The sequence below is a fragment of the Aureibaculum sp. 2308TA14-22 genome (assembly GCF_040538665.1).
Lineage (GTDB): Bacteria > Bacteroidota > Bacteroidia > Flavobacteriales > Flavobacteriaceae > Aureibaculum.
Window position 1 is genome coordinate 3,213,342 of the sequence record NZ_JBEWXT010000001.1, and the last position, 13,056, is coordinate 3,226,397.

Genomic DNA, 13,056 nt, shown 5'->3' on the forward strand with positions numbered 1-13,056 from the left:
CTGTTACAAAATAACCTTATTTTTACTCTAAATTTCTATTATTATAAATAATGCAACAATCAAAAATTATAAACATAGAAGACAGAAAACTTGTTGGTTTATCTATACAAACTTGTTTAGCTGAAAACAAAACCCGTGAGTTGTGGCAAACGTTTAGACCTTTAGTAAAAGAAGTATCAAACACGGTAAATACAGATTTTTACTCCTTACAAGTTTATGATAATGATTTTGGTATAAAACCATTTACACCTCAAACCGAATTTGAAAAATGGGCGGCGGTTGAAGTTTCAAATTTTGATAATATTCCCAAAAATTTAAAATCATTTATACTTGCCGGTGGAGATTATGCTGTTTTTATTCATAAAGGCACACCTCAACAGTTTCACAAAACAGCTTCGTATATATACGGAGAATGGTTGCCAAAATCCAACTATCAATTAGATAACCGACCACATTTTGAAATTATACCAGAAAATAATAAACTTGATGATCCAAGTGCAGAAGAAGAAGTTTGGATACCCATAAAATTAAAATAATGGATTTTAAAAAGTTGTTCATTTTAGGATTTGCATTGGTTTTTACGACGAAGCTGTTCGCACAAAAACCAAATATAATCATCATAATGACTGACGACCAAGGTTGGTATGATGTCGGGTTTAACGGCAATACCATAGTAAAAACACCAAATCTTGATTTATTGGCTTCCGAAGGAATCATTTTAGACCGGTTTTATTCTGGTGGCCCGGTATGTTCACCTACCAGAGCTAGTTTGTTGACAGGTAGAAATCCCGTAAGGATGGGAATTTCCGATGCTAATACCGGTCATCTGCTAACAGAGGAAATTACCTTGCCGGAAATTCTAAAGGAGTATGGTTATGCAACAGCACATTTTGGTAAATGGCACCTAGGCACTTTTACCCAAACAGAGCTAGATGCCAATAGAGGTGGAAAACCCGAGTTCGCAGAACATTACAGTATTCCTACAATGCATGGCCATGACGAATTTTTTGCTACAGAATCAAAAGTTCCAACTTTTGATCCTATGTTTTTTCCTGACTCATTTGCCAAAGAAGAAAGCAAGCGTTTTGGATGGAAAGCAATCAAAAAAAACAAGAAAATACCTTATGGAACGGCATATTGGAAGACAAATGGAGAAAAAGAAACTAAAAATTTAGAAGGCAGCAATTCAAAAATTATTATAGACAGAGTGTTGCCATTTATAGAAAAGTCTAAAGAAAAAAACGAACCTTTCTTTACTACTATTTGGTTGCATACACCGCATTTACCTGTGGTGGCTGATAGTGTCCACCGTTCTCAATATAACAAGCTAAGTCTACAAGAACAATTGTATTACGGATCAATTTCTGCAATGGACGAGCAAATAGGTCGGTTATGGTCACAGTTAAAAGCAATGAAACTCGACGAAAATACATTGATCTGGTTTTGTAGCGATAACGGCCCAGAAGTAAAAACACCGGGAAGTGCGTTCAAATTTAGGGGCAAAAAACGCGATCTGTACGAAGGTGGGTTAAGGGTTCCGGCATTTATCATGTACAAAAACAAATTGGAAAAAGGCAAAAGACTCCATTTTCCATCTGTAACCAGCGATATATTACCTACGGTTTTAGATGTATTGAATATCAACTACCCCTATAATCGACCCATAGACGGTGAAAGTATATTGCCTTTACTGAAAAATAGAAAGTCAGAAAGAAAGAATCCTATTGGTTTTATTTATAGGAATAATGAAAAAGTATCGTGGGTTACTAACCAATATAAAATTATAAGCAATGATAACGGTAAAAACTTTGAAATGTATGATTTGTTGGTTGACAAAAGTGAGACCAAAAATATAGCAGCCAAGGATTCGGATACGTTCAGTCAGTTAAAAAAAGAGTTAGAGCAATGGTTAGTTTCAGTAAAAAACAGTAAAAATGGAGCAGATTATAAACGTGATTATATCCACATCCAAAAAGAAAACAAGCCCAAAAAGGATTGGAAAGTAATTTGGCAAGATAATTTTACCGATAAAAAATTGGACACTACAAAATGGAGCAAAATTCCACCAAACAATGCCGATTGGGGCAATTATATGACCGATGACCCGAGGTGTTATGATTTTAAAGATGGAAAATTGTATTTAAAAGGCATTAAAAACACAGATACCATAAAAGACCCCAGACCTTATTTGACGGGCGGTATTTATACCAAAGGGAAGTTTGCCTATCAGTACGGAAAAATAGAAATCCACGCCAAATTAGAGTCAGCTCAAGGAGCTTGGCCCGCCATGTGGATGTTATCTGAAACCAACAAGAATGGTAAATATCCCAGAAATGGGGAAATTGATATCATGGAACACCTCAATTTTGAAGATCAAATCTATCAAACCACTCATTCTTATTATACCTTAGAGTTAAAGCAAAAAGACAATCCGCCATATTACACCACCACTAAAGTAGATGTGTCAAAATTCAACACTTATGGTATGGAATGGTATCCTGATAAACTAGTCTATACACTCAATGGAAAACCTACAATAACTTACCCTAAATTAGATAGTGTGGATAAAAGTCAATGGCCTTTTGACCAGCCGTTTTATCTATTAATTGACCAACAATTAGGTGGGTCTTGGGTAGGCAAAGTAAATCCAGATGATTTGCCCGTAAATATGATTGTAGATTGGGTTAAGGTATATCAGTAGGTCAAATTAACTGTAACATACACCGGAAAATGATCACTATAACCTCCTTGAAACCAAGGGCCTATATAGGTTCTAAAAGGCCTGCCTTTGTGCTTACCTTTCCATTCTTTTAAAAATTCGGGATTAAAAATATAGGCATCTTTAAAGGTGAAGTCCGTTGCATTTATAAGATTTTTACTCAATATTATTTGATCAAAAAGGTGCCATTGCCTTCTGTATGTTAAGGTTCCAAACCCTTTGTCGTAAATAGATTCGTAAGGGTTGTAAAAATCTTTAGTAACCAAATGCTGTTTTATACTTGTGTTGGTGGGGTCATCATTAAAATCGCCCATAATTATCATATTCGGGTCAGGGGTTTCCGCCTTAATTTTCTCAATAGTTTGATGTACCAACTGTGCTGCTATTACTCTTTTGTATTCGGTATCTCCATCCTCTCTTCTCGAAGGCCAATGGTTTACAAAAAAATAAATCAGTTTACCTTTCAACTTTCCTTTAATCAATAAAATATCACGTGTTTGATCTCTAACACCTTCAAAATTATCTATAAAAAGCGTAATAGGTTCAGCATTTATCAGCTCAAAAACACTTTTTCTGTATAAAAATGCTACATCTACGCCACGTTCATCGGGAGAATCAAAATGAACAATTTCATATCCTTTGCCCTTTAATTCGTCTTTGCTCAACAAATCATTAATTACTTGTCTATTTTCAACCTCAGCAATACCAATAATTGCTGGTGAAAACCCTGTTTCTTTTTCACCAATTTGGGCAATGGCCCTGCTTAACTGTTTTAATTTTCTAAAGTATCTTTTTTTATTCCATTTGTTTTTACCTGTGGGCGTAAAATGACTATCTAAAACGTCGTCTGTATCAGAGATGTCAAATAAATTTTCCAAATTGTAAAACGCGATGGTATATAAATTGTGATTTTCAGTTGCCTCTGTCAAAGTATAAAATTAGAATTATTCGAAAGTACAAAATAAAATTTTTAGGCTGAATATTCTTCTTACCTTTGTGTTATGATCGAAGAAAAGAGTTTAGAGCTTGAAAGGGCGGTACTTATAGGTATCATAAATCAGGAACAAAATGTTGAAAAGTCAGAAGAATATTTGGACGAACTTGAGTTTTTGACCTATACGGCCGGTGGTGAAGCCGTAAAACGCTTTACTCAAAAAGTGGATATGCCAAACCCAAAGACCTTTATTGGATCTGGTAAAATGGAAGAGGTTAAAGACTATGTAGTTGCCAACGATATTGGTTCGGTAATTTTTGACGATGAGCTTTCGGCCGCACAGCAACGCAACATTGAAAAAATATTGAAGTGCAAAATTTTAGATAGAACAGGATTAATACTCGATATTTTTGCACAGCGGGCTAAGACCAGTTATGCACGGACCCAAGTGGAGCTGGCTCAATATGAGTATTTATTACCGCGTTTAACAGGCTTATGGACGCACCTTGAACGACAGCGTGGAGGTATTGGTATGCGTGGTCCTGGTGAAACCGAAATTGAGACGGATAGACGTATTGTGCGTGACAGGATTTCTTTGTTGAAGAAAAAATTGGTCACTATTGACAAACAAATGGCCGTACAACGTGGCAATCGTGGCAAATTGGTGCGTGTGGCTTTGGTGGGTTATACCAACGTAGGAAAATCGACCTTGATGAATTTAATAAGCAAAAGCAAAGTTTTTGCCGAAAACAAACTGTTTGCCACCTTGGATACCACAGTTAGAAAAGTGGTTATTAAAAATATTCCTTTTTTAATGACCGATACGGTTGGGTTTATCAGAAAACTACCTACGCAATTGGTAGAATCATTTAAATCGACTTTAGATGAAGTCCGTGAGGCTGATTTACTATTACATGTTGTAGATATTTCTCACCCTAATTTTGAAGAGCATATTGATTCTGTAAATAAAATATTAGACGAAATAGAAAGTGCAGACAAACCTACATTAATGGTTTTTAACAAAATTGATAATTATACTTATAATACCATTGATGATGACGATTTGGTTACCGAGAAAACCAAAGATCACTACACTTTAGACGATTGGAAAAAAACCTGGATGTCCAAATTGGACGAGAACTGTATCTTTATTTCAGCCCTTAACAAAGAAAATATTGATGACTTTAAGGACAAAGTGTTCGAGGCCGTAAAGAAAATACATATTGCCCGTTTTCCGTATAATGATTTTTTGTATCAGGAATATACAGAGGGCAATTAAATTTCACTGTCCTCTTCAATAATTCCCAAGCGTTTAGCACGTTTTTTCCAGTTTTTTCGAGCTAGTTGTTGCATATCAGAATCTGTATCGCTTTCGTCCATAATTTCAAGACCCAATAGCGTTTCTATAACGTCTTCCATTGTTACCAACCCGCTAACGGAGCCATATTCGTCAATTACCAAGGCCATGTGGTTTCTGTTTTCGACCAATTGTTCGAACAATTGCGGAATGGGCATATTCCGTTCCACAACAATAATATCCCTTTTGATATCGGATAGTTTTTTACTGCCGTTCTCCAATGCCATTTCACGAAAAACCTCATCCTTTAATACCAACCCTGTAATATTATCAGATTTCCCGGTATAAACAGGTATTCTGGAGAAACGTAAGTTAGGGTGTTCCGTAAAAAATTCTTCAACGGTTTTCTCTTCATCATAGGTAATCATAACCGTTCTCGGGGTCATAATGTTTTTTGCCACCACCTCGTTGAACGTTATCAGGTTTTTGATTACAGTGCTTTCCGATGCCTCAAATACACCTTCCTCTTCGGCAATATCCGCCATGGCGTGAAAATCCTCGCGACTCAATATACTTCCATGATGTCCTTTACCGCCTACCATTCTTGTAAATAACTGAAGTATCCATAAAATTCCGGTATATTTCAACAAAACCACCATAATTTTTAAGGTCTTGGCTGTAAAATTGGCCAATTGTTTCCAATAAGTGGCTCCAATGGTTTTGGGTATAATTTCAGAAAGCACTAAAATTAAAAACGTCATTACGGCAGATACGATTCCCACCATATTATTACCCGATCCAAATGCTTTTTCTGCCTGTACACCCACTAATATTGCACCAACCGTATGGGCAATGGTATTCAAAGTAAGTATAGCAATTAGGGGCTTGTCAACATCTTTTTTTAGCGTTTCCAATGTAGTAGCGTAAGCTTTGCCCTCTTTCAGTTTTACATTAATAAACGTACGGGTAACACTCAACAACACCGCCTCTAAAATAGAACATAAAAATGAAAAAAAGATAGAAACTACAGCATAAAGTATTAGTAAGGTCATTTGACTTATAATTTATGGCTAAAATAATATAAAATAATGGGTAATAAAAAAGCACTCAACCAGAAAACTAGAGAGTGCTTTTAATTTATCTTTTATTATCTATTTAGAAAGCGTAGCTTAAGCCTAACATCCAATAGGTTTGCAGTTTATTGTCAACGCTATCAAAAGTGGCATCAGGGTCGTAACCTGAAATGTTATCTCTAGTAGTGATGGCATTTAAAGCCTCTTGTTTGTTTTTTCTTAAGCCTAAGTCAAAACCTACACCAATTTTCTTCCAAAGTGTATAACCAAAAGAGTTGGTCCATGTCCAATTGGAGTAATCAGCACTTTTATAACTATTAAATGCCGAAAGGTTTGTTTTAAAGCTTACTGCACCTAATTGTTTCGTGTAATCAACAACTATTTTAGCACCTAAAGAAGATTCAAAAACGCTTTCACCTTTACTAAATACAAAGTTGTAATTCAACGGGTGTATTACCACAACCATATCAGTAATTGGTGTCCAAGTGGCACCCGCACCAAGGTCTAAATAGCCCGGATCATTAAAATTACTTAAAATTGTAGTTCTGTATTCTCCTAAAGCAGAAATAGCAAATTTATCACTTAGTTTATAACCATAAAGCGAAGTTAAGCTAAACACATCATTAGCTTCTTCAAATTTTTTACTGTCAGTAGACACATCTTTATCGTCTAATTTTACCCATGATAGGTTTATATTTCCTGAATTTTTCCAGAAAAACTTTGGTTGATCTAAATTAGCAAAAGCATTTACCGTAAATCCGATATTACCATTAGATGAATTTGCTGAAGCTTTAGAGTACCAATTGCTAAAGTCAGAAAAACTACCACCAATGGTACCAAAAGCACCAGTTTTCCACCCAGGAAAAGCATCAATTTGACCTTGTAAGGCATCAACTCTTCCTTGAATAGCGGCAATAGAATCTTTTTTAGCTGCTTGTTCAGCTTTTAATTCCTCTCGTGTTTGTGCATAAGTGCTTGTTATTGCAAACATTACCCCCAATACGAATACAATTTTTCTCATGATTTTAAATTTTAGTTTTTATTTTGTGCGGCAAAAATACATAATTTTAGGTATATGTTTAAAAAACACTTTTTATTGTAGAATTTACCTTGGCTTTTTAAAAAGAGGAACAGTAGAACAGGCCTCGCCAAACATAATGGTTTTGGCAACAGGCAAGAGTCTTTCAACCAACTGTACAGAAGCTGTTTCTGGGATATATTTCTCAGCACAACCTTTTATTATTATAGGCTTGTCTTTATATTCAGAAATATCTAAAGTATTGATAATGTCTTGAAAAATAGCTGTTTCAAGCAGTTCTAAATCACCAACAACTACCTTTTTTGCAAATGGACTTGAATAGGTTGTAATCAATAAATATGCCCATGAAGGAATAATAGCATCTGTTTTGCAGGATAATGCTATATATGTGTCTTTATATTGAGACCAATCATAACTTTTGACGCTTTCTCTAAAATCTTTTTCTCGCAAAATTAAACCTTCGTAAAGCCACATAGAAATATCGAAAAGAATTCTTTCACCATCAGGATAAAATTCTTCTAGATCAATAGTAATCAATTTACTATTGGCAACTCTATTTACAATTTCATTTGCCATTTATAAAAACCCTAGTTCCAATCTTGCTTCTTCACTCATCATATCTTGTGTCCAAGTTGGGTCAAAAGTTATTTCTACTTCAGCATCCTTAACTTCTTCTAAGACCTTTACCTTTTCTTCAACCTCTACAGGCAACGTTTCTGCAACGGGACAATTTGGAGAAGTAAGTGTCATTAATATTTTAACCTCACTATTTTCATTTACAAAAACATCATAAATTAATCCCAGTTCATAGATATCTACTGGAATCTCAGGATCGTAAATTGTCTTTAAGACCGTAACCACCTTATCTCCCAACGCCTGTACTTCTGTTTCTGTCATAATTCATACATTTTAGATTACAAAGATACTATTTATTGGCTCATTTTTGACTGAAAAGCCACGGCATACAGTTTCAATTGTTTAATCATAGAAACCAAACCGTTAGCTCTTGTTGGAGATAAATGTTCTTTTAATCCTATTTCATCAATAAAATCAGTATCAGCATCTAGTATTTCCTGAGGTGTATGATCAGAAAAAACACGTAATAACAGAGCAATAATACCTTTAGTCAAAATAGCATCACTATCCGCGGTAAATAGAATTTTGTCGTCTTTGACATCTGCATTTAACCAAACTTTTGATTGACAGCCTTTTATAATATTGTCATCAGTCTTGTATTGCTCATCAATCAGCGGAATAGACCTGCCTAATTCTATAATATATTCGTATCGCTGCATCCAATCATCAAACATGGAAAATTCATCGATAATTTCTTCTTGTATTTCTTTTATAGTCATTTTTAAAAGTTATTTTTGCAAAGATAGGGAAAAGACCGAAGTCTAAAAGCCAGAAGACCGAAGTGCATTACCCAAATTTTGAACTTTTAGGATATTATGAGTAAACTTTTAATTGTAGGTACAGTAGCTTTTGATAAAATAGAAACACCTTTTGGCAAAACAGATAAAATTTTAGGCGGTGCAGCAACATTTATTGGTCTATCTGCATCTCAATTTAACATTGATTGCGGTATTGTTTCAGTAGTTGGTGATGACTTTCCTGAAGGGTATTTAAACGTTTTAAACAGCAAAAATATAGATACCACAGGAATCGAAATTGTAAAAGGCGGTAAAACCTTTTTTTGGAGCGGTAAATATCATAACGATATGAATACTCGCGATACTTTAGTAACCGAACTCAATACCTTGGCAAACTTCAACCCTATTGTACCCGAAAATTTTAAGGACACCGATTTTTTGATGTTGGGCAATTTACACCCTTCAGTTCAGCTCTCTGTAATTAAACAGATACCTAACCGACCAAAGCTAACTGTATTAGATACTATGAATTTTTGGATGGACAATGCTTGGGACGAACTACTTGAAGTAATTAAAAAAGTAGATGTAATTACGATTAACGACGAGGAAGCTAGACAATTAAGCGGTCAATATTCTCTGGTTAAAGCAGCACAAAAAATTTCAACTATGGGTCCTAAATATGTTGTAATTAAAAAAGGAGAACATGGTGCGTTATTATTCCATGAAGATAATATCTTTTTTGCTCCGGCATTACCTCTAGAAGAGGTTTTTGACCCAACAGGTGCTGGTGACACGTTTGCTGGTGGTTTTATAGGTTATATGGCAGAAACTAAGGATGTCTCTTTTGAAAATATGAAGAATGCGGTAATATATGGCTCTAATATGGCTTCTTTTAGTGTTGAAAAATTTGGTACAAGGAGAATGGAAGGGCTAACCAAGAATGAAATTCAAAAACGTTTAAGAAGGTTTAAAGAACTAACACAATTTGAAATAGAATTAAGTTAATTATATTCCGCATTTTTATGCGGATTTTTTATTAAATATCAAATAATGAGTGACGCCATTAAACACGAATGTGGAATTGCAATGGTAAGGTTGTTAAAACCGCTATCTTACTACAAAAAAAAATACGGTACTTCTTTTTATGCCATCAACAAAATGTACCTTTTAATGGAAAAACAGCACAATCGCGGTCAAGATGGTGCTGGTTTTGCAAGTATAAAGTTTGATGTTGATCCAGGCACTCGCTTTATGAGCCGTGTACGTTCAAATCAGTCAACACCAATTCAAGATATTTTTGCCCAAATAAATAATCGTCTAAATAAAGAACTGGAGAAAAGACCTGAAAAGAAAGACGATGTGCAATGGCAAATAGAGAATATACCTTATGTTGGCAACGTTTTTTTAGGCCATGTACGTTATGGTACTTTTGGCAGGAACAGCATTGAGAGCGTTCATCCATTTTTGCGTCAAAACAACTGGAAACATAAAAACCTGATTGTAGCGGGTAATTTTAACATGACCAACTCTAGAGAGTTACTTGAAGAGTTGATAGAACTCGGTCAACATCCTAAAGAAAATACGGACACGGTTACCGTTATGGAAAAAATTGGGCATTTTTTGGATGATGAGATTCAAAAAATATATGAAGAGTGCAAGGAAAAAAACATAAGCAAAAGAAATGCCTCTGAGGTAATTGAAAAAGAACTGGACATACAGCGTATTTTACAACGGGCCGCTAAAAGTTGGGATGGTGGTTATGCAATGGCTGGTTTATTGGGTCATGGAGATGCTTTTGTGCTGAGAGATCCTTCGGGCATAAGACCTGCATATTATTATAAAGATGATGAGGTAGTGGTTGTGGCCTCAGAAAGACCAGTTATACAAACTGCTTTTAATGCTGCTTTTGACGAAGTAAAGGAATTGGACAGAGGCCATGCCCTAATTATTAAAAAAAGCGGAGATATTTCTGTAGATCCTATTTTAGAACAACGTGAAAAAAAATCGTGTTCTTTTGAGCGTATCTACTTCTCTAGGGGAAGTGATGCAGAAATTTACAATGAGCGTAAAAATTTAGGTAAACTGATTTTTCCTACCATTTTAAAGCATATTGATAGTGATATTAATAATACAGTATTCTCATATATACCCAATACAGCTGAAACTTCATTTTTTGGTATCTCTGAAGCAGCAGAAGACTATCTGAATAAGTATAAATTAAAACGGATATTAAAAGGGCAACGTGATTTATCCTTGAAAAAAGTAACAGAAATTTTATCTGAAAGACCACGCATTGAAAAAATTGCCATAAAGGATGCCAAATTACGAACTTTTATTGCAGATGATAACAGTCGTGACGATTTAGTGGCTCACGTTTACGATGTTACTTATGGCGTTGTAAAACCAACTGACAATCTAGTAGTTATTGACGATAGTATAGTGCGCGGCACAACGTTAAAAAAGAGTATTATCAAAATTTTAGATAGGTTAAACCCAAAAAAAATAGTAATTGTGTCTTCTGCTCCTCAAATTAGATATCCTGACTGTTACGGTATAGATATGGCAAAATTAGAGGAATTTATAGCTTTTAAAGCCACTTTAGAGCTATTAAAAGAAACCAATCAGTACGAAATAGTGGAGAGCGTTTATAAAAAGTGTAAACAGCAAAACAAGCTTAAAGAAAATGAAGTTGAAAATTATGTCAAAGAAATTTACAATCCGTTTACGGCCGAACAAATTTCAGATAAAATTGCTCAAATGCTGAAAACAGAAACTATAAATGCTGAGATAAAAGTTATTTTTCAACCTCTAAAAAATCTACATAAAGCCTGTCCTAAAAATGCTGGCGATTGGTATTTTAGCGGAGATTACCCTACTGTTGGTGGCACAAAAGTGGTCAATAGAGCTTTTATCAACTTTTATGAGGGTAACAACAAGAGAGCTTACTAATTGTTAATACTTTGGCATTTAAATTGCAATTCTTATTCCAAAAATAATATTATGAAAACTTCTACAATAATAACAAGTATTCTAATACTCACATTATTTACCAATTGTGCCAGTAGTCAATTTGATAAAAAACCACCTTTTACGGTGGCAAAAGCTAAATATCAAGAATGGATTGGTGGTAAATCAGGCTCAAAAGGAACTATGGTTACAATAGAGTTTGCTGAAAAATTTGGAAATAATATTACGTTTGACTCTATCTATTTTAATGATAAAACTACTAACTTAAGTGTTTCTTCTTTTAATGAAAAGACAGTGATTTCAGGTAATTTTAGTAATTCTGATTTTACTGATAAAATGATTATTATAGATAAAGATCCTAAAAAAGAATTTGGTAATAAGGCACCTAAACCTGCAATTAAAATTCCTTTTGAACTGTCTAAAAACGAGTGTGTAATAAGCTATACCGTTAATGATAAAAAGCGTTATTTTAAGCTGGATACATTACAAAAAGGGAAGACAATAATCTATCCTTAGATTTTTTTGGCACAACTTTTGGATTACACTAAGTATATTTAAAAACACCCAATTATGAAATGCCATAGAGGTTTTTTAAATTCTAATCTAAAAGATAATAGTTTAGACATACCAACTGACCTGTTATAAACAATAAAAAACGAACAGATGAAAGCTTTAAAATTACTTAGCATATTTTTTCTAACCACCGTTCTATTTACGTCATGTGTAATTAATGATGATCCATATGATGATTCTATTTCCTTAGAACAATTAGTAACATCATATGATTTATGGTATATAGACTATAATAGAACCACAGGTAGTGTTGATGTGCCATTTTTATCTAAAGCATTTACGGTGTCATTTCAAAACGGAAACTTAATTGCCAATAATAATATGGTTGGTTTAGGAACTGTAGGTAATGGTTATGGAGATCAAATTGGATATTATGAAACTATTAATGGAGTCTTAGAAGTTGATCATAACGAAGACGGGTTTATTGATTTAGAAGTAACTCAATTAGCTGGCGATGAAATTAAAATAAGAGATAGTTATACGAATACGAGCTATTATCTAATTGGATATCAAAAAAGTAATTTTGATTATGATTTCGTTTTTTATGATAATATAGAATACTTTTTACAAGAATATGTTGCATGGGAAAAAACTGTCACTAGTCAGCAAGGTGCTTTAAACGAGTTTGATAACGAGAATTACTTACAGTTTACACCTGAGCAGAACACTACTTTTAGATCATCTCAAGATGACTTTGGCACGAATGTTGAATATATCAATTGGGATTATGTAGGAGGGTATGAAGTCTTTGATGTAGAGGGTTATGACGATCTAAAAATTTTAACATTAGATTATGATTCGTCAGACAATGAAGAGTTTGAAATGACCGTTATTAATGATGGTGAAGTAGATTTGTATCATGTGGCATCAGAAACTACATATACATTTGAAGGTAGAAATAATATTGTCTTTAAGAATGCAAAAGCAAAAGGACAAATCCCTGAAACAAGAAAACGATTTAAAACATATCGTAAATCAAAAAAGAGAAATATAAAAGCCGTAAAAAGCTAAAGTATAAAGATAAGGTTTGGTTAGTTGATTTTGGTTGATTAAGTTCAACCATCCCCGCCCCGATAACTCG

At 34.2% G+C, this 13,056-nt stretch carries 13 protein-coding genes; 7 read left to right on the top strand and 6 right to left on the bottom strand.

All coding sequences use genetic code 11. The features are described from left to right. The first annotated feature begins 50 nt into the window (after nucleotides 1–50). Together U5A88_RS14385 and U5A88_RS14390 are read left to right on the top strand one after the other, a co-directional pair. A complete protein-coding gene (locus tag U5A88_RS14385; protein WP_354207578.1) occupies nucleotides 51–536 on the top strand; it encodes a GyrI-like domain-containing protein in 486 nt (161 codons plus the stop codon). Then, nucleotides 536–2,701 carry a sulfatase-like hydrolase/transferase gene (locus tag U5A88_RS14390; RefSeq protein WP_354207579.1) on the top strand — a complete coding sequence of 722 codons (2,166 nt, stop codon included), beginning with the start codon at nucleotides 536–538 and terminating at the stop codon, nucleotides 2,699–2,701. The genes U5A88_RS14385 and U5A88_RS14390 overlap by 1 nt, the downstream gene beginning before the upstream one ends. Here the strand turns inward: U5A88_RS14390 and U5A88_RS14395 are convergent. Next, nucleotides 2,695–3,648 (bottom strand): endonuclease/exonuclease/phosphatase family protein, encoded by a 954-nt coding sequence (locus U5A88_RS14395; RefSeq protein WP_354207581.1) that lies wholly within the window; start codon nucleotides 3,646–3,648, stop codon nucleotides 2,695–2,697. The two genes, U5A88_RS14390 and U5A88_RS14395, sit on opposite strands and share 7 nt — an antisense overlap. 72 nt (nucleotides 3,649–3,720) lie before the next feature. Between U5A88_RS14395 and hflX the strand changes: the two genes are divergently transcribed. Then, nucleotides 3,721–4,932: a GTPase HflX gene (gene hflX, locus U5A88_RS14400; protein WP_354207583.1), complete on the top strand. Its 1,212-nt coding sequence runs from the start codon at nucleotides 3,721–3,723 to the stop codon at nucleotides 4,930–4,932. Here hflX and U5A88_RS14405 read toward each other — a convergent pair. The 5 genes from U5A88_RS14405 to U5A88_RS14425 all read right to left on the bottom strand — a co-directional run bounded on the left by U5A88_RS14405 (nucleotide 4,929) and on the right by U5A88_RS14425 (nucleotide 8,417). Then, nucleotides 4,929–6,002 (bottom strand): hemolysin family protein, encoded by a 1,074-nt coding sequence (locus tag U5A88_RS14405; protein WP_354207585.1) that lies wholly within the window; start codon nucleotides 6,000–6,002, stop codon nucleotides 4,929–4,931. The genes hflX and U5A88_RS14405 overlap by 4 nt on opposite strands. A 103-nt stretch (nucleotides 6,003–6,105) precedes the next feature. Further along, nucleotides 6,106–7,044 (bottom strand): DUF3078 domain-containing protein, encoded by a 939-nt coding sequence (locus tag U5A88_RS14410; RefSeq protein WP_354207587.1) that lies wholly within the window; start codon nucleotides 7,042–7,044, stop codon nucleotides 6,106–6,108. 84 nt (nucleotides 7,045–7,128) lie between these two features. Next, nucleotides 7,129–7,638 (bottom strand): DUF2480 family protein, encoded by a 510-nt coding sequence (locus tag U5A88_RS14415; RefSeq protein WP_354207589.1) that lies wholly within the window; start codon nucleotides 7,636–7,638, stop codon nucleotides 7,129–7,131. Then, a complete protein-coding gene (locus U5A88_RS14420; protein WP_354207591.1) occupies nucleotides 7,639–7,959 on the bottom strand; it encodes an iron-sulfur cluster assembly protein in 321 nt (106 codons plus the stop codon). Between the two features lie 32 nt (nucleotides 7,960–7,991). Further along, on the bottom strand, nucleotides 7,992–8,417 hold the full coding sequence (locus tag U5A88_RS14425; protein ID WP_354207593.1) for a SufE family protein: 426 nt from the start codon (nucleotides 8,415–8,417) through the stop codon (nucleotides 7,992–7,994). A 96-nt stretch (nucleotides 8,418–8,513) separates the two neighbouring features. On the opposite strand from U5A88_RS14425, the gene U5A88_RS14430 reads away from it, so the two are divergent. The 4 genes from U5A88_RS14430 (at nucleotide 8,514) to U5A88_RS14445 (ending at nucleotide 12,986) form a co-directional block, all read left to right on the top strand. After that, nucleotides 8,514–9,440 (top strand): PfkB family carbohydrate kinase, encoded by a 927-nt coding sequence (locus U5A88_RS14430; RefSeq protein ID WP_354207595.1) that lies wholly within the window; start codon nucleotides 8,514–8,516, stop codon nucleotides 9,438–9,440. A 45-nt stretch (nucleotides 9,441–9,485) separates the two neighbouring features. Then, a complete protein-coding gene (locus U5A88_RS14435) occupies nucleotides 9,486–11,384 on the top strand; it encodes an amidophosphoribosyltransferase (RefSeq protein WP_354207596.1) in 1,899 nt (632 codons plus the stop codon). A 51-nt stretch (nucleotides 11,385–11,435) separates the two neighbouring features. Further along, on the top strand, nucleotides 11,436–11,918 hold the full coding sequence (locus U5A88_RS14440) for a hypothetical protein (protein WP_354207598.1): 483 nt from the start codon (nucleotides 11,436–11,438) through the stop codon (nucleotides 11,916–11,918). A gap of 147 nt (nucleotides 11,919–12,065) precedes the next feature. Continuing rightward, nucleotides 12,066–12,986, top strand: a complete 921-nt coding sequence (locus tag U5A88_RS14445; RefSeq protein WP_354207600.1) for a hypothetical protein — start codon at nucleotides 12,066–12,068, stop codon at nucleotides 12,984–12,986. Nucleotides 12,987–13,056: the final 70 nt, after the last annotated feature.